The organism is Bordetella sp. 2513F2 (genome assembly GCF_054642735.1).
This window is the reverse complement of record NZ_CM137755.1, coordinates 1,164,070-1,181,083: the sequence shown is the minus strand read 5'-3', so window position 1 is coordinate 1,181,083 and position 17,014 is coordinate 1,164,070. Positions and strand designations below refer to the sequence as shown.

The 17,014-nt window shown below is 67.4% G+C and carries 12 protein-coding genes; 4 read left to right on the top strand and 8 right to left on the bottom strand.

All coding sequences use genetic code 11. The features are described 5' to 3' along the window. The first annotated feature begins 17 nt into the window (after positions 1–17). On the top strand, positions 18–536 hold the full coding sequence (locus tag ACYBYQ_RS05575; protein ID WP_459617585.1) for a carboxymuconolactone decarboxylase family protein: 519 nt from the start codon (positions 18–20) through the stop codon (positions 534–536). A gap of 121 nt (positions 537–657) precedes the next feature. Here the strand turns inward: ACYBYQ_RS05575 and ispF are convergent, their stop codons facing one another. Both ispF and ispD read right to left on the bottom strand, forming a co-directional pair. Beyond that, positions 658–1,143 carry a 2-C-methyl-D-erythritol 2,4-cyclodiphosphate synthase gene (gene ispF / locus ACYBYQ_RS05570; protein WP_459617583.1) on the bottom strand — a complete coding sequence of 162 codons (486 nt, stop codon included), beginning with the start codon at positions 1,141–1,143 and terminating at the stop codon, positions 658–660. Then, on the bottom strand, positions 1,140–1,823 hold the full coding sequence (gene ispD, locus ACYBYQ_RS05565) for a 2-C-methyl-D-erythritol 4-phosphate cytidylyltransferase (protein WP_459617581.1): 684 nt from the start codon (positions 1,821–1,823) through the stop codon (positions 1,140–1,142). The genes ispF and ispD overlap by 4 nt, the downstream gene beginning before the upstream one ends. Positions 1,824–1,853: 30 nt before the next feature. Here ispD and mfd point away from each other — a divergent pair, with 30 nt between their 5' ends. Beyond that, entirely contained in the window at positions 1,854–5,318 is a 3,465-nt protein-coding gene (gene mfd / locus ACYBYQ_RS05560; RefSeq protein WP_459617580.1) for a transcription-repair coupling factor, read from the top strand. Positions 5,319–5,349: 31 nt separating this feature from the next. Further along, a complete protein-coding gene (gene serB / locus ACYBYQ_RS05555; RefSeq protein WP_459617578.1) occupies positions 5,350–6,210 on the top strand; it encodes a phosphoserine phosphatase SerB in 861 nt (286 codons plus the stop codon). A gap of 66 nt (positions 6,211–6,276) precedes the next feature. On the opposite strand, the gene ACYBYQ_RS05550 is transcribed toward serB, so the two are convergent. After that, positions 6,277–8,505: a TonB-dependent receptor gene (locus ACYBYQ_RS05550; RefSeq protein ID WP_459617576.1), complete on the bottom strand. Its 2,229-nt coding sequence runs from the start codon at positions 8,503–8,505 to the stop codon at positions 6,277–6,279. 178 nt (positions 8,506–8,683) lie between these two features. Further along, positions 8,684–10,252: a nitric oxide reductase transcriptional regulator NorR gene (gene norR / locus ACYBYQ_RS05545; RefSeq protein WP_459617574.1), complete on the bottom strand. Its 1,569-nt coding sequence runs from the start codon at positions 10,250–10,252 to the stop codon at positions 8,684–8,686. A gap of 153 nt (positions 10,253–10,405) precedes the next feature. Here norR and hmpA point away from each other — a divergent pair, with 153 nt between their 5' ends. After that, complete coding sequence (gene hmpA / locus ACYBYQ_RS05540) at positions 10,406–11,590, top strand: NO-inducible flavohemoprotein (RefSeq protein ID WP_459617572.1); 1,185 nt, start codon at positions 10,406–10,408, stop codon at positions 11,588–11,590. A gap of 54 nt (positions 11,591–11,644) precedes the next feature. On the opposite strand, the gene ACYBYQ_RS05535 is transcribed toward hmpA, so the two are convergent. The 4 genes from ACYBYQ_RS05535 to nuoL are packed head-to-tail and all read right to left on the bottom strand — an operon-like array spanning position 11,645 to position 17,013. Next, the gene (locus tag ACYBYQ_RS05535) at positions 11,645–11,974 is read right to left on the bottom strand and encodes a DUF2818 family protein (RefSeq protein ID WP_459617570.1); all 330 of its coding nucleotides are present in this window, start codon (positions 11,972–11,974) and stop codon (positions 11,645–11,647) included. Between the two features lie 24 nt (positions 11,975–11,998). Beyond that, a complete protein-coding gene (gene nuoN, locus ACYBYQ_RS05530; protein ID WP_459617568.1) occupies positions 11,999–13,483 on the bottom strand; it encodes an NADH-quinone oxidoreductase subunit NuoN in 1,485 nt (494 codons plus the stop codon). Between the two features lie 9 nt (positions 13,484–13,492). Then, complete coding sequence (locus ACYBYQ_RS05525; protein WP_459617567.1) at positions 13,493–14,995, bottom strand: NADH-quinone oxidoreductase subunit M; 1,503 nt, start codon at positions 14,993–14,995, stop codon at positions 13,493–13,495. Next, a complete protein-coding gene (nuoL, locus tag ACYBYQ_RS05520; RefSeq protein WP_459617565.1) occupies positions 14,992–17,013 on the bottom strand; it encodes an NADH-quinone oxidoreductase subunit L in 2,022 nt (673 codons plus the stop codon). Before nuoL ends, ACYBYQ_RS05525 begins: the two co-directional genes overlap by 4 nt. Position 17,014: the final 1 nt, after the last annotated feature.

Genomic DNA, 17,014 nt, shown 5'->3' with positions numbered 1-17,014 from the left:
GAATATAGGTAAAAACTATGGAATTCCTGACTTCAATTAAGGATCAGCTGCCGGATTGGGCCAAGGACATCCGCCTGAATCTGGACGCCGTCATCGCCCGCTCCACCCTGGCGCAGGAAGACGCGCTGGGTACGGCCCTGGCCGCGGCGTATGCGGCGCGCAGCCCGATGCTGGTCGAGGCGTTCAAGGGCGCCCTGTCGGAAACCGACGCCAATGCTGCCCTGACCGCCGCTTCGCTGATGGGCATGAACAACGTCTGGTATCCGTACGTCGAGATGACTGGCGACGCCCAGCTCAAGAGCCTGCCGGCCCAGCTGCGCATGAACGCCTACGCCACCCACGGCGGCGTGGACAAGAAGCGCTTCGAACTGTTCGCTCTGGCCGCATCCATCATCGGCAAGTGCCACTTCTGCGTGCAGTCGCACTACGAAAACCTGAAGAAGGATGGCCTGAGCACCGAGCAGCTGCGCGACGCCGGCCGCATCGCGGCGGTGGTCAACGCCGCTGCCCAGGCGCTGGCCGCCCAGGGCAAGTAAACGTTCTCTCCCAAGGCGGCGATGCCCCCCTCGCCGCACCGAAGCCCCCGGCGTCCGCGCCGCGGGGCTTCATTCTTTTCCGGCCGGGAGGTGCGGCACGGCTTGCGCCGCGCCCGCCACGTCAGGCGGCCGCGACCAGCACCACCACGGTGGCTGCGATGCCCTCGCGCCGCCCCAGGAAGCCCAGGTTCTCGTTGGTCTTGGCCTTGATGTTGATGCAGCCGGCGTCCAGTTCGAGGTCCGCAGCAAGGTTCGCCACCATGGCGGCCGCATGCGGGCCGATCTTGGGCGCCTGCGCGTGGATGGTGGCGTCCAGGTTCACCGGCGCCCAGCCTGCCGCGCGCACCTTCTCCATGGCCGCGCGCAGCAGCAGGCGGCTGTCGGCGCCGCGGTACTGCGGATCCGTATCCGGGAAATGGCGGCCGATGTCGCCCAGTGCGGCAGCCCCCAGCAGCGCGTCGGTGACGGCATGCAGCAGCACATCGGCATCGGAATGGCCCTGCAGGCCATGCGTATGCGGGATGGTGACGCCGCCGATGATGAGCGGACGGCCCTCGACGAGCGCGTGCACGTCGAAGCCCTGGCCGACGCGGAAGGGAATCTTCATAGCCATTTTTCCATCAGTTCGAAATCGTCGGGCCACGTTACCTTGAAATTGCGCACCGCCCCCTCCACCAGCCGCGGCGCATGGCCGGCAGCCTCCATGGCGCTGGCCTCGTCAGTGGCGGCCAGTCCGCACGCGGCTGCCGCCGCCAGGGCGTCGCCCAGCGGGCCGGCGCGGAACATCTGCGGCGTCTGGGCCAGCCAGAGGCCCTCGCGATCGACGGTGCGCGCGACACGGGTCGAGCCCGCCTTGACCGTGTCGGCCACCGGCAGGGCCAGCAGCCCACCCACCGGATCGTCGAGACAGGCATCGATCAGCCGGGCAAGGGCATCCGCCGGCAGGCCCGGGCGCGCGGCATCGTGCACCAGCACCCAATCACGCTCCCCGGCGCCGCTGTCGGCCAGCGCCGCGGCCACGGTTGCGGCGCGCGTGGCGCCGCCGCACGCACGCCAGACCGTGCGGGGCAGCCCGCGCAGCGCAGCCTCGGCCCAGCCATCGCCGGGCGCCACGGCCACGCGCACCTCGCGGATGCGGGGGTCGGCCAGCAAGGCCTGGACCGAGCGCCGCAGCATGGGCAGGCCGCCCAGCGGCCGGTATTGCTTGGGCAGCGCCGCCTCGCCCGAGCGGACGGCACGGGCGCCGATGCCGGCAGCGGGGACGATGGCGATGAGCGAGTCGGACATATTGCCGGTGATTTTATAATCTTCGCCCAGATGCCCGAATCCACGCCCTCCCTCGCCCCGGCCGCCGCGCTGCCCTCGACCGCCGCCACCCTGTCTGCCCTCAAGCCCGGCCAGCGCTATGCGCAGCCACGGCCGCCCGGGTCGGGCGACGCCTGGCTGCTCGCCGACCTTGCCCGCCGGGCCGCCCGGCCTGTGGTCGTCTTCACGGCAGCGCCGCTCGAAGCCCAGCGCCTCGCTGCGGAAATCGCGCTGTTCGCGCCGGAACTGAGAGTGCGCCAGCTGCCGGACTGGGAGACCCTGCCCTACGACGCCTTCTCGCCGCACCAGGACCTGATCTCCGAGCGCCTGCGCACGCTGCATGCGCTGATGCAGCAGGAGGTCGACGTCCTGACCGTCCCGGTCACTACGGCGCTGTACCGGCTGGCGCCGCCGTCTTTCCTGGCGGCCTACACGTTCTCGTTCCGCCAGAAAGACAAGCTCGACGAAAACGCGCTGCGCGCACAACTGGTGCTGGCCAACTACAGCCACGTCACCCAGGTCACCGCGCCCGGGGAATTCTGCCTGCGCGGCGGGCTCATCGACCTGTTCCCCATGGGCTCAGTCGTGCCCTACCGCATCGACCTGTTCGACGACGAGATCGAGTCGATACGCAGCTTCGACGTCGACACCCAGCGCAGCCTCTATCCCGTACGCGAAGTGCAGCTGCTGCCGGGACGCGAGTTCCCCATGGACGAAGAAGCGCGCAACCGCTTCCGCGCGCGCTTTCGCGAGGTGTTCGAGGGCGACCCTTCGCGCGCCCTGCCATACCGCGACATCGGCAACGGCATCGCGTTCTCCGGCGTCGAATACTACCTGCCGCTGTTCTTCGACCAGACGGCCACGCTGTTCGACTACCTGGCGCCCGGCACGCTGACGGTGTCGCTCGGCGATATCGACGAAGCCGTGCAGCGCTTCGCCCAGGATACTGCCGGCCGCTACCAGTTCCTCAAGAGCGACCGTGAGCGCCCGGCGCTGCCGCCCGAGACGCTGTTCCTCGACCATGAGGCGCTGCATGCGCGCTTCCATGGTTTCGCGCGGCTGGCGCTCACCGACGGCCAGGCCCATCCGGACTTCACTCCGGTGCCCGACGTCAGCGTGGCGCGCCGCGCAGAGGATCCGATCAGCCGCCTGCGCGCCCTGCTGGCGCGGCACCAGGGGCGGGTCCTGCTGTGCGCGGATTCCGCCGGACGGCGCGAGACGCTGGCCCAGATGCTGTCCGAGATGGACGCCGCCCCCGACACGCAGACCGATTCGATCCAGGCCTTCCTTGATGCGTCCGCGCATTTCGGCCTGACGGCCGCCCCGCTGACGGCGGGCTTTGCCGTGCCCTCGGCCGGACTGGTGTTCCTCACCGAGAACGACCTCTATCCCGGCCACGCCGGCACCGGCCGGCGCGGCCGCCGCGCGCAGGAACGCACCAGCAACGTCGAGGCCATGGTGCGCGACCTGGCCGAGCTGCGGGCGGGCGATCCGGTGGTCCACGCACAGCATGGCATCGGCCGCTATCACGGCCTGGTGAACATGGACATGGGCGAAGGCGAGATGGAATTCCTGCATCTCGAATACGCCAACGGCAGCACGCTGTACGTGCCCGTATCGCAGCTGCACGTGATTGCGCGCTACAGCGGCGCCGATCCCGAGGCCGCCCCGCTGCACCAGCTGGGCACGGGCCAATGGGACAAGGCGCGCCGCAAGGCGGCCAGGCAGGTGCGCGACACCGCGGCCGAGCTGCTGGCGCTCTATGCGCAGCGCGCCGCGCGCGAAGGCTACGCCTTCAAGCTGCCCCTGGCCGACTATGAGGCCTTCGCCGAAGGCTTCGGCTTCGAGGAAACCCCCGACCAGGCTGCCGCCATCCAGGCCGTGATCATGGACATGACGTCCGGCCGCCCCATGGACCGCCTGGTATGCGGCGACGTGGGCTTCGGCAAGACCGAAGTGGCGCTGCGCGCGGCCTTTCTCGCGGTGGCCAACGGCAAGCAGGTGGCCCTGCTGTGCCCCACCACCCTGCTTGCCGAACAGCACGCGCAGACCTTCTCCGACCGGTTCGCCGACTGGCCGGTACGCGTGGTGGAACTGTCGCGCTTCCGGTCCTCCAAGGAAGTGGCGAGCGCCATCGAAGGCATCAACGACGGCCGCGTCGACGTGGTGATCGGCACGCACAAGATCCTGTCGAAGGACGTGAAGTTCAAGCGGCTGGGCCTGGTCATCATCGACGAGGAACACCGCTTCGGCGTGCGCCAGAAGGAGGCCCTGAAGGCGCTGCGCGCCGAGGTGGACGTGCTCACGCTCACCGCCACGCCCATTCCGCGCACGCTGGGCATGTCGCTGGAGGGCATACGCGACTTTTCCGTCATCGCCACGGCGCCGCAGAAGCGCCTGGCCATCAAGACCTTCGTGCGCCGCGAAGACGGCAGCACCCTGCGCGAGGCGCTGCTGCGCGAACTCAAGCGCGGCGGACAGGCCTACTTCCTGCACAACGAGGTGGAGACCATCCACAACCGGCGCGCCCGGCTCGAGGAGCTGGTGCCCGAGGCGCGCATCGGCGTGGCGCACGGCCAGATGCCGGAACGCGAGCTCGAGCAGGTCATGAAAGACTTCTACCAGCAACGCTACAACGTGCTGCTGTGCACGACCATCATCGAGACCGGCATCGACGTGCCCTCGGCCAACACCATCGTCATCCACCGGGCCGACCGCTTCGGCCTGGCGCAGCTGCATCAGCTGCGCGGCCGCGTGGGCCGCTCGCACCACCAGGCCTACGCCTATCTGCTCACGCCGGGCGAGGACGCCATCACGGCCAACGCCAGGAAGCGGCTGGAAGCCATCCAGGCCATGGAAGAACTGGGCTCCGGCTTCTACCTGGCCATGCATGACCTGGAGATCCGCGGCACCGGCGAGATCCTGGGCGATTCGCAATCGGGCAACATCCAGGAAGTGGGCTTCTCCATGTACAACGAGATGCTCAACGAGGCGGTGCGGGCGTTGAAGGCCGGCGAGGAGCCCGACCTGGACGCGCCGTTCAACCTGGCCTGCGAGGTCAATCTCCACGCTCCCGCGCTGCTGCCTGCCGACTACTGCGCCGACGTCCATGGCCGCCTCTCGATCTACAAGCGGCTTTCGCACGCCCAGGACGAGGACGATCTCATCCAGATCCAGGAAGAACTGATAGACCGCTTCGGCAAGCTGCCGGACGCCGCCAGGACCCTGCTGGACACCCACCGCCTGCGCCTGGCCGCGCAGCCGCTGGGCATCGTCAAGATCGACGCCAGCGAGACCCAGGCCATGCTGCAGTTCGGCCCCAAGACCACCGTGGACCCGGTACGCATCATCGAGCTGGTGCAGAAGCAGCGCCACCTCAGACTGGCCGGCCAGGACAGGCTGCGCGCCGAGATCAAGGCGCCGCAGGTGCCCGGCCGCGTCGAAGCGGTCCGGACCATCCTGCGCGCCCTCCGATAACCCTCCTGCCCACACGCGGCGCAAGGCCAACATGAGCACCTATCATCTCGTCATCCAATCTCCGGCGCTGGGCGTCGACCATGCCGAGCAGCTGGCCGCCCTGGCCAGCGCGCAAGGCATCGTCCGCCTGAGCACCACGGCCGCCCGCCTGCTCGACGTGCAGGCCGATGCGCAGACCCGCGACGAAGTGCGCGACTGGAGCGAGGCGCACGCGGTGGATGCGGCCTTCGTGCCGGCAGGCCGGCGCCTCGCAGACTGCCGGGTGCTTGCGATGGACATGGACTCCACGCTGATCAATATCGAGTGCATCGACGAGATCGCGGCATACGCCGGCCGCGGAGCGCAGGTCGCGGCCATCACCGAGGCGGCCATGCGCGGCGAGATCAAGGATTTCGCCGAAAGCCTGCGCCGCCGCGTCGGCCTCCTCGAGGGCGTGCCGGCCACGGCGCTCGAGCACGTCTATGCCGAGAAGCTGCGCCTGAATCCCGGCGCCGAGAACCTGCTGTCCAGCGCGCGCGCAGCGGGCATCAAGACCCTGCTGGTATCGGGCGGCTTCACCTACTTCACCGAGCGGCTGCGCGGGCGCCTCGGGCTCGACAGCGCGCACGCCAATACGCTGGAAATCGACGCCGAAGGCAAGCTCACCGGGCGCGTGCTCGGCGACATCCTGGACGGCGACGCCAAGGCCCGCCACCTGCGCGAATTCGCCGAACGCCACGGCGCCGGGCGCAGCCAGATCATCGCGCTCGGCGACGGCGCCAACGACCTCCGGATGCTGGCGCTGGCCGACTACGCCGTGGCATATCACGCCAAGCCCATCGTACGGCGCCAGGCGCCGTACGCGCTCAACGTATCGGGCCTGGACGCCGTGCTCAACTGGTTCGAGGGCTGAGCTGCCGATGCAGCAAGGCGCCGGACACCGTGGCGCCCGGCGCCTTCGCGCCTGCGGGATGCCGCGTCAGTAGCTGACCTTCAGGGTCAGCATGGCGGCGCGGCCGGTGCCCAAGGCCGCATAGTGGCTGCCATAGGCCTTGGTGTAGTACGTCTTGTCGAACAGGTTGACGACGTTGAGCTGGGCCGCGAGATGCTTGTTGAACGTGTACGCGGCCATCGCGTCGAAGCGCCAGTACGACGGCACCCAGCGCGCCTTGGGGGTGCCGTTGTCGTTGTAGGTGGAATCGGCGTTGCCGAAGACCTTGTCGACGTAATAGGCGCCGCCGCCCACCGTGAGCTGGGGCAGCACCTTGTAGGTGCTCCACAGGCTGAACGCGTTGCGCGGCGTATTGGGCAGATCTTCCCCGACCGCCCCGCTGTTGTAGGCGCCTTCCACCAGCTCGCTGTCCATGAAGGTGTAGCCGCCGTATACGTTCCACCTGGGCGTGATGTTGCCAGAGAAGCCCAGTTCGAAGCCGCGCACCTTGGATTCACCCACCTGCTCGTATTCCGTGGCCGACACGGCCACCGAGGTGTTCTTGCGTATGTCCTGGAACACGGCCGCAGTCAGCGTGAGATTGTCGTCGAGCAGTTGCCATTTGGTCCCGAGCTCGATGGAGCGGCTCTTTTCCGGAGCCAGGTCCTTGGTGGCCGGCGAGCCGCCCCGGCCCGGCGTGCCGCTCACGGCGTCGCCGGCCGTCGACAGGGCCGAAGGCGTGGACGAAGTGCCGAACGTGGCATATAGGGTGCCGTTGGGCAGCGGCTTGTAGGCCAGGCCCAGCTGATAGTTGAACAGCGTGTCCTGGCGATCGGCGCTCACGCCGTCGTAGGTGCGGCTCCTGGTGTCGTACTTGTCCATGCGCACGCCAAAGCTGCCCTGCCATTGCTCGGTGAACTTGATGGTGTCGAAGGCGTACACGCCCAGCGTGTCGGTGTTGTAGCGGGTCGGCTGGCCGCGGCGCTCCAGGCGGCCCGGATACGGCGTGCCGGGGTCGGCGTCCCACAGCGGCGTGCACCATGCCGAAAGCGCTGTGCACGTGCTGCCCGCCGGCGCCGGCACTTCGTTGTAGCCGTCATAGGTGCGCTGGATGTTGCTGTATTCCAGGCCCACGTCGAATGCGTGCTCCAGGCTGCCGGTATTGAACTTGCCCGAGAGGTCCGTGGTGTTGCTGAACGTCTTGGTGACGTCGTAACGCGCCTTCAGCGAACGATAGACCCAGCCATTGACCACGTTGCCGCGGCTGTCGTCGGGGTTGGTGACCGCATAGTCGAGCAGCGAGCGGCTGTAGCGCGTCACGTTGCGCAGCTTCAGCGCGCTGCTCATGTCGTGCTGGAAGTCCACGAACACGGTGTCGTCGCGCTGGTCCTGGAAGTCGCGGTCTTCGAGGCCGTAGAAAGTCTTGCGGCTCACGCCGCGGGTCTCGGTGACGGGCTGGCCCGATTCCGGATCGTACGGAATCGAGTAGTCCGGCATGCTGTCGTCCTGGTAGTGCTCGAAGCCCAGCGTGATGCGCGTGGGCGTGCCCAGCCCCAGCGTCAGGGTGGGCGCCACGCCCCAGCGGCTGAAGTCCACGGCATCGTCGCGCCCCGGTACATCGCCCTTGGCTCCCATCACGTTCAGCCGGAAACCTACCGTACCACTCAGCAGCCAGTTGCCGTCCACCGTGCCGCGGTAGTTGCTGTCGGTGCCGATCTGGGCGGTGGCCTCGATGGCGTCCTCGGCCTTCGGCCGCTTGGTGACCAGGTTGATGCTGCCGCCCGCCCCGCCGCGGCCCGCATACACCGAGTCGGGCCCCTTGATGATCTCCACCTGCTCGATGTTGTAGGTATCGCGCACGCGCATGCCGGGATCACGCACCCCGTCGATGAAAATGCTGCCCGCCGAGTTCTGGCCTCGGATGATGGGGATGTCCCCGCCCGCATTGCCCCCCTCGCCTGCGCCGAAGGTGATGCCCGGCGAGTTGCGCAGCACGTCCTGGAGGGACGTGGCGGCCGTGTCCTGGATCACCGCCTGCGGAATGACCTGCACCGACTTCGGCGTATCCAGCAGCGGCGCCGTGAACTTCGGCGAGTCTGCTTCGGGCGCCTCGTATGACGAGATGCCCTCTCCCTGCACCTGCACCGGCGACAGCAGCGGCGCGGCGTTGGAACCCTGCGCCATGGCCTGGGGCGCCAGCGCCATGGCCGGCACGGCGAATGCGGTGGCCAGCGAACCTGCCAGGCTGCGGACGGAATACGACTCTTGCGCGCTCAAGATGGCTTCTCCAGTGATGGTCAGAACGCTAATGAATGAAAAGAATTCTTATTTCTAGTCGGATTATGTCTTTTAATAACTTACAGGAAGCTGAGCAGCGCTGCGGATACTGCCTGGATGTTGTTTCTGTGGGTGCGCGTGCCGCGAGCGCGGCACGCGCGCGATGCCGGCCCGGCGCTTATCCGGCCCTGCGAGGGATCGCTACCCCGAGCCGTCCGGCGAGCCTGACGAGATTGGCGCGATCCAGGCCCAGGCTGCGTGCGCTGGCCGCCACGTTGCCGGCATGCGCGTCCAGTGCGTGTTCGATGAGCTGTCGCTGGTAGGCGTCCACCGCGTTGCGCAGGTTCACCGGCAGCGGAACGCGGCCGGCGCCCTGCACCACGGCGCCGGCCGGCTGGGCAACCGCCGTGGATGCCGGCTGGAGCTCCAGGTCCTGGGGTTCCAGGGTGACGATGCCCAGCCGCTCACCTGCCGGATGCCGTCCCCTGGCCTTGAGCGTGGCCCGCGCGATGAGGTATTCGAGCTCGCGTACGTTGCCCGGCCAGGCATGCGCCAGCAGGGCGGCCTGCGCCGGGCCCGCCAGCCGCAGGCCGCGCAGGCCCATGCGCCGGCGGTTCTCTTCGATGAAGGCGCCGGCCAGCAGCAGTACGTCGCGGCCGCGTTCGCGCAACGGCGGCACGCGCAACGGAAACACGCTGAGGCGGTGATAGAGGTCGGCCCGGAAGCGGCCGGCACGGACCTCCTCCGCCAGGTCGCGGTTGGTGGCGGCGATCAGGCGCACGTCGGCGCGATGCTCGCGGTCGGACCCGACCCGCTGCAACTGCCCGTCCTGCAGCACCCGCAACAGCTTGGCCTGCACGCCCAGCGGCAATTCGCCGATCTCGTCGAGGAACAGGGTTCCGCCGCCAGCCATCTCGAACTTGCCCATGCGATCGGCGACGGCGCCCGAAAAAGCGCCCCGCACGTGCCCGAAGAGTTCGCTTTCCACCAGGTGCTCGGGCAACGCCGCGCAATTGACGCTGACCAGAGGCTTGTCGCTGCGCAAGGAGCGGGCGTGCAGCATGCGGGCAACCAGTTCCTTGCCCACCCCGGTTTCGCCCGCAACCAGCACCGTGAGATCGCTGGGCGCGACCAGGTCGATCTCCGAAATCAGCTGCTTCAGCGCGGGACTCTGTCCGACCAGGGTCCGGCGCTCGGGCGACTGCGCCAGGCGGAACGCCTCGGCCTTGCGCCGCTCGCCCTCGGCCGTGCGCGACAGGGCTTCGAAACGGGCTGCCGCGGCCACCGTGGCGGCAGCCATGCTGGAGAACGTCTCCAATGTCTGGAGGTCGGCCGGCGAGAAGCGCCCCGCTTCCAGCGCATCGAGCGTGAGCACCCCCCAGGCCCTGTCGCTGAGCCGCAGCGTGCAGCCCATGCAGTCGTGCACTTCCAGGTGGCCGCTCGCCGTCTGCACCAGCCCGTCGTACGGATCCGGCAGTTCGCAATCGGGGGGAAACCGCAGCGCCCCCGGCGCTTCCAGGATCGCCTGCAGCCTGGGGTGAGCATCCACGCGGTAGCGCCGACCCAGCGCATCGGGACTGAGGCCGTACGCCGACAGCGGCACCAGCGCCTGGCCTTCCAGGCGCAGCAGCGCGACTGCATCGCAGGGCAGCAACCGGCGCAGCACGGACAGCAGGCGGTCGTAGCGCACCTCGGCCGGCAAATCATCGGCCAGGTCGGCAATGAGCGGCGTGAGTGCGTCCAGCAAGGCTGGCTTCGATGTGGAAATGACTTGGTTCACGGAGAAAGAGAGTCAGAACAAAATGTCTTTATGACATGAATATAGCGCGCCGCCCTACGCTGGCCGCCTGGCACGCTGTTTGCATGAAACGGTGTGCGTACATCAACAGGAGCCTCAACCATGCTTACCGACAGTCAACGCGCGATCATCAAAGCCACCATTCCGCTGCTCGAAACGGGCGGCGAAGCGCTGACGACCCACTTCTACAAGCTGATGCTGGGGCAATATCCGGAGGTGCGCCCGCTGTTCAACCAGGCCCACCAGGCCAGCGGCGCCCAGCCTCGCGCACTGGCCAACGGCGTACTCATGTATGCCCGCAATATCGACAGGCTGGAAGCGCTGGGCCCGCTGGCCGCCCAGATCGTCAACAAGCACGTGGCGCTGCAGGTCCTGCCGGAGCACTACCCCATCGTGGGGACCTGCCTGCTGCAGGCCATCCACGAAGTGCTGGGCCGCGAGATCGCCACCGACGAGGTCCTTGCCGCCTGGGGCGCCGCTTACCAGCAACTGGCCGACATGCTGATGGGCGCCGAGCGCGACGTCTACGACACGCTGGCCAACGCGCCCGGCGGCTGGCGCGGCGCCCGCCAGTTCCGCGTCGCCCGCAAGGTCCCCGAAAGCGCGGAGATCGTTTCCCTCTACCTGGAGCCACTCGACGGCCAGCCGGTACTGGACTTCGTCCCCGGCCAGTACATCGGCCTGAGCCTGGACATCGATGGCCAGGAGGTGCGCCGCAATTACTCGCTGTCCGCCGCCCCCAACGGACGCAGCTACCGCATCAGCGTGAAGCGCGAGCCCGGCGGGCTGGCATCCGGCTTCCTGCACGACCGCGTGTCCGAAGGCAGCACATTGGCCCTATTCCCGCCGGCGGGCGAATTCACGCTCGAGGACGGTGACCGGCCGCTGGTGCTGATCAGCGGCGGCGTGGGCATCACGCCCACGCTGGCCATGGCCGAGGCCGCACTGGCCGGCTCCACGCGGAGCGTCACGTTCGTGCACTATGCGCGCAACGCGCAGGTGCAGGGTTTCGGCACGCTGCTGGACGCATGGCGCCAGCGCTTTCCGCGATTCCGGGCCTATGTGGTCCATGAACAGGCCGAGGGCGATGCCCATCCCGCCGACGCCATCGGCCGCCCGGCACTGGAACAGCTGCGCCAGTGGCTGCCGCATGGACAGGATCCCGATGTGTACTTCCTGGGCCCCAAGCCGTTCATGGCCTTCATCAAGCGGGCCTTGAACGAGCTGGGCATACCGGAATCCCGGACGCGCCACGAGTTCTTCGGCCCGGCCGAGGCCCTGCAATGATGAAGTGAGGGATGCGGCGCCGGTCCGCTTTGCGCGAGCCGGTGCTTCAGCGTCTCAGGGCAGCTCGCGGGCCCGCCGCCGGAACAGGTAACGGTAGACGAAGCCCGGATAGGCCAGCACCAGGTAGAGGCAGGCGGTGATGGCGTAGAACTCCCAGGCCTGGCTGAAGCGGTTGCCCAGCGCAGACTCCACCGCAAAGCCCAATGCGCCGACGACCAGGTAGTACACCAGCAATTCGAGCAGCCTGAGCCAGAACGGCTTGACGGCGGGCTCGCCCTGCCGCTTCCACGGCACGACGGCGAATACCCGCTCAGTGAGGAACGGCAGGTTGGCGCTGGCCAGGGCCAGCGCGATCAGCAGCCATATCGCCAGCGTCTGGTTCATCTCCTCTGCCGCATCCGGCCCGGCCTACTGGCCGAGCGAGGTCTGGATGGCCTGCACGCACAGCGCCATCAGGCCGCCGGGCAGGATGCCCAGCAGCAGGATCAGCGCGCCATTGACCGACAGCACGCCGCACTGCCCCCTTCCGGGCGCCACGGGCGGCGCATCGGCCGCCGGTTCGTCGAAGTACATGACCTTGACCACGCGCAGGTAGTAGAAGGCGCCGATCAGCGACAGCACCACGGCGATGACGGCGACCGTGATGTGGCCCGCCTCGACCAGGGCCTGGAGCACGCCCAGCTTGGCATGGAAGCCCACCAGCGGCGGGATGCCGGCCAGCGAGAACATCAGGAGCAGCACGATGGCGGCATGCCAGGGGCTGCGGCGGTTCAGACCCTTGAGGTCGTCGATCTGGTCGCATTCGAAACCCTGGCGCGACAGCAGCAGCACGATGCCGAAGCTCGCCAGCGTGGTCAGCACATAGGTGACCATGTAGAACAGCGACGCGCCGTAGGCCTGCGCCGCGGCCGCCGGGTTGCCGTCGACCACGCCGCACATCAGCCCCAGCAGCACGAAGCCCATGTGCGAAATGGTCGAATACGCCAGCATGCGCTTGAAGTTGGTCTGCACGATCGCCGTCAGGTTGCCGATGACCAGCGACAGCACCGCGAGGATCATCAGCATGGGCTGCCAGTCGACCGCGATGCCATGCAGGCCGTCGACCAGCAGCCGCAGCGTGATGCCGAAAACCGCCACCTTGGGCGCGCCGCCCAGGATCAGCGTCACGGCCGTGGGCGAGCCCTGGTAGACGTCGGGAACCCACATGTGGAACGGCACGGCGCCCAGCTTGAACGCCAGGCCGGCCACCAGGAACACCACGCCGAAGACCAGCGCCATGCGCTCGGCCTCGCCGGCCTGCACCACCCGGGCGATCTCGCCGAGGTCGAGGTGGCCGGTTGCGCCGTACACCATGGACATGCCGTACAGCAGGAAGCCCGAGGCCAGCGAACCCAGCACGAAGTACTTCATGGCCGCCTCGGTCGCCACCACGTCGTCGCGCCGCAGCGCGATGAGGGCATACAGCGCCAGCGACATCAGTTCCAGGCCGAGGTACACCGACAGCAGGCTGCCGGAAGAGACCATCACCATCTGGCCCAGCAGCGCGAACAGCGTGAGCACGTAGAGTTCGCCGCCGCGCAGCATGTCGCGCGCCTGGGCGTAGGCCCGGCCGTAGACGAGCGTGACTGCGACGGAGATGTAGGAAACGATCTTCAGCAGGTGCGACAGCGAGTCGGCGACATACAGGCCACCGAAAGCCTCGCCCTGCAAGCCTTCGTTCCACTGCACCAGCGACACGACAGTGAGCAGCGCGAGCGTCGCCAGCGTCAGGACGTAGGTGGTCTTGCGCTCGGGATGGCTGCTCATGACGTCGATGAGCAGGATGGCCAGGCCCAGGACCAGCAGCAGGATCTCGGGCAGTGCCAGGACGAAGTCGATGTGGGATTGCATCATTGTCTAGTCTTACAGTTTCGAGACGGCAACGTGTTGCAGCAGGGCCTCGACCGAGACGTGCATGACGTCGGTGAAGGGTTTCGGATAGATCCCCATGTACAACACGGCGATCGCCATGACACCGAGTATCAGGAACTCGCGACGGTTGATGTCGGTCAGCTCGCGCACGTGGTCGTTGGCGATGTCGCCGAAGGCCACGCGCTTGACCATCCAGAGGGAGTAGGCCGCGCCCAGGATCAGGGCCGTGGCGGCCAGCAGGCCCACCCAGAAGTTGTGCTCGACCGCGCCCATGATCACCATGAACTCGCCCACGAACCCGCTGGTGGCCGGCAGGCCGCTGTTGGCCATGGAGAACAGCACGAAGAACGTGACGAAGCGCGGCATCACGTTGATGACGCCGCCGTAGTCGGCGATGCGCCGCGAATGCATGCGGTCGTAGAGCACGCCGATGCACAGGAACATCGCGCCCGACACGAAACCGTGCGAGATCATCTGCACGATGGCGCCTTCCACGCCGGCCGTATTGAAGATGAAGAAGCCCAGGGTGACGAAGCCCATGTGCGCCACGGACGAATAGGCAACCAGCTTCTTCATGTCTTCCTGCACGATGGCGACCAGGCCGATGTAGATCACCGCGATGAGCGACAGCGTGATGATCAGGCCGGCCAGGCTGTGCGAGGCATCGGGCGTGATGGGCAGCGAGAAGCGCAGGAAGCCGTACGCGCCGAGCTTCAGCATGATGGCCGCCAGCACCACCGAGCCGCCGGTGGGCGCCTCGACGTGGGCATCCGGCAGCCAGGTGTGCACCGGCCACATCGGCACCTTCACCGCGAAGGCCGCCAGCAGCGCCAGGAAGATCAGCAGCTGCGGGGTGTAGCCCAGCTTGGTCTGGTGCCAGGTGAGGATGTCGAACGAGCCGCCGGAGGCATGCCACAGGTAGACGAACGCCACCAGCGTGAGCAGCGAACCCATCAGCGTGTACAGGAAGAACTTGAAGGCCGCATAGACCCGGTTCGGGCCGCCCCACACGCCCACGATGATGTACATCGGGATCAGCGTGGCTTCGAAGAACACGTAGAACAGCAGGCCGTCGAGTGCCGCGAACACGCCCACCATGAGGCCGGAGAGGATCAGGAAGGCCGCCATGTATTGCGCCACGCGGCTGGTGATGACCTCCCAGCCGGCCAGCACCACGATGATGGTGATGAAGGCCGTGAGCAGGACGAACCACAGCGAGATGCCGTCCACGCCCAGGTGGTAGTTCACGTTGAAGGCGTCGATCCAGGGCGTCTGCTCGACGAACTGCATGGCCGCCGTCGTGTTGTCGAACCCGGTGTAGAGCGGGATCGTCACGAGGAACCCGAGTATCGCGCCGATCAGCGACAGGCCCCGCGTCAGGCCGGGGCGCTCGTCACGGCCCACGGCCAGCACCAGCAGGCCGAACACGATCGGAACGAAGATCGCAAGCGTGAGCCAGGGAAAGTTGTTGGATGCCATCTCGCTTGCCATCATTGGGGAATCAGCACGAAGAAAGTCACCAGCGCCATGATGCCGACGATCATTGCGAATGCGTAGTGATAGATGAAGCCGGATTGGAGGTGGCGGCTGACGGCTGCCACCCAACCCACCACACGGGCGCTGCCATTGACCAGCACGCCGTCGATCAGGCCGCGGTCACCCGTCTGCCACAGGCCGCGGCCCAGGCAGCGCGCACCGCGCGCGATGATCTGCTCGTTCACCCAGTCCACGTAGTACTTGTTCTCGAGCAGCCGGTTGATGCCGGACAGGCTGGACTGGATCGCCGCCGGCACTTTCGGGTTGATCAGGTAGCAATACCAGGCGATCACCGCGCCTGCCACCACCAGCCAGAACGGCAGGGTCTGGAAGGCATGCAGGCCGTAGGCCACCCAGCCGTGCCACTCCCCGGACAGCTCGTGCATGGCCGGATGCTGCGGCAGCACCGTGATCACGCCCTCGAAGAACTTGCCGAACAGCATGGGCTCGACGACCCACGCGCCGATCACCACCGAGGGGATGGCCAGCAGCAGCAGCGGCAGCGTCACCACCCAGGGCGATTCGTGCGGCGTGCCGCCGTGGTGGCCGTGGCCATGGTCGTCGTGACCGTGGTCGTCATGGCCATGCGCGTGGCCGCTGGTATCGAAGCGTTCCTTGCCGTGGAAGACCAGGAAGTACACGCGGAACGAGTACAGCGAGGTGACGAACACGCCGATCAGGGTGGCGTAATAGGCGAAATTGGCGCCCCATACGTCGGCCAGGCCCGCCGCCTCGATGATGTTCTCCTTCGAGTAGAAGCCGGAGAAGAACGGCGTGCCCACCAGGGCCAGCGTGCCCAGCAGGAAGGTGATCCAGGTGATGGGCATGTACTTGCGCAGCCCGCCCATGTTGCGGATGTCCTGGTCGTGGTGCATGCCGATGATCACCGAGCCCGCGCCCAGGAACAGCAGCGCCTTGAAGAACGCGTGCGTCATGAGGTGGAAGATGGCCACCGAGTAGGCCGAGGCGCCCAGCGCCACGGTCATGTAGCCGAGCTGCGACAGCGTGGAATACGCCACCACGCGCTTGATGTCGTTCTGGATGATGCCCAGGATGCCCAGGAACAGCGCGCCGATGGCGCCGATCACGATGATGAACGACAGCGCGGTGTCGGAGAGCTCGAACAGCGGCGAGAAGCGGGCCACCATGAAGATGCCGGCCGTCACCATGGTGGCGGCGTGGATCAGCGCCGAGATCGGCGTGGGGCCTTCCATGGAGTCGGGCAGCCAGGCATGCAGCGGAACCTGGGCCGACTTGCCCATGGCGCCGATGAACAGGCAGATGCAGGCCACCGTGAGCAGCATCCAGTCGGTGCCGGGCAGCGTCAGGGCGGCCAGCTTGCCGGCCTGCGAGAAGACGTCGCCATAGTGCATGCTGCCGGCATAGGCGAACAGCAGGCCGATGCCCAGCACGAAGCCGAAGTCGCCGACCCGGTTGATCAGGAACGCCTTCATGTTGGCGAAGATGGCCGTGGGGCGCGTGTACCAGAAGCCGATCAACAGGTAAGACACCAGGCCCACCGCCTCCCAGCCGAAGAACAGCTGCACCATGTTGTTCGACATCACCAGCATGAGCATGGAGAACGTGAACAGCGAGATGTAGGCGAAGAAGCGCTGGTAGCCGGGATCGTCGGCCATGTAGCCGATGGTGTAGATGTGCACCATCAGCGAAACCGAGGTGACCACCACCATCATCATCGCCGACAGCGGATCGATCAGGAAGCCGATCTCGAGCTTGGTCTGCCCGATCAGGCTCCAGGTGTAGACCGGGCCGTCGAACCGGAGTCCGCCGAGCACGTCGATCAGGACGATCACCGAGCCGATCGCCGAGATCAGCACGCCCAGGATGGTGATGGCATGGGCCCCGCGGCGGCCGATGGGCCGGCCCAGGAAGCCCGTACCGAACAGGCCGGCGAGGATCGCGCCGGCCAGCGGCGCCAGCGCGATCAGCAGGTAGAGATTGGGTGAGCTAGACATT

Excerpts from the sequence above, each read along its gene's own strand:
- nuoN (WP_459617568.1), bottom strand. The coding sequence starts at position 13,483 with ATGATGCAATCCCACATCGACTTCGTCCTGGCACTGCCCGAGATCCTG.
- ACYBYQ_RS05575 (WP_459617585.1), top strand. The coding sequence starts at position 18 with ATGGAATTCCTGACTTCAATTAAGGATCAGCTGCCGGATTGGGCCAAG.
- nuoL (WP_459617565.1), bottom strand. The coding sequence starts at position 17,013 with ATGTCTAGCTCACCCAATCTCTACCTGCTGATCGCGCTGGCGCCGCTG.
- ACYBYQ_RS05525 (WP_459617567.1), bottom strand. The coding sequence starts at position 14,995 with ATGATGGCAAGCGAGATGGCATCCAACAACTTTCCCTGGCTCACGCTT.
- ACYBYQ_RS05535 (WP_459617570.1), bottom strand. The coding sequence starts at position 11,974 with ATGAACCAGACGCTGGCGATATGGCTGCTGATCGCGCTGGCCCTGGCC.
- ispF (WP_459617583.1), bottom strand. The coding sequence starts at position 1,143 with ATGAAGATTCCCTTCCGCGTCGGCCAGGGCTTCGACGTGCACGCGCTC.
- hmpA (WP_459617572.1), top strand. The coding sequence starts at position 10,406 with ATGCTTACCGACAGTCAACGCGCGATCATCAAAGCCACCATTCCGCTG.
- ispD (WP_459617581.1), bottom strand. The coding sequence starts at position 1,823 with ATGTCCGACTCGCTCATCGCCATCGTCCCCGCTGCCGGCATCGGCGCC.
- serB (WP_459617578.1), top strand. The coding sequence starts at position 5,350 with ATGAGCACCTATCATCTCGTCATCCAATCTCCGGCGCTGGGCGTCGAC.
- mfd (WP_459617580.1), top strand. The coding sequence starts at position 1,854 with ATGCCCGAATCCACGCCCTCCCTCGCCCCGGCCGCCGCGCTGCCCTCG.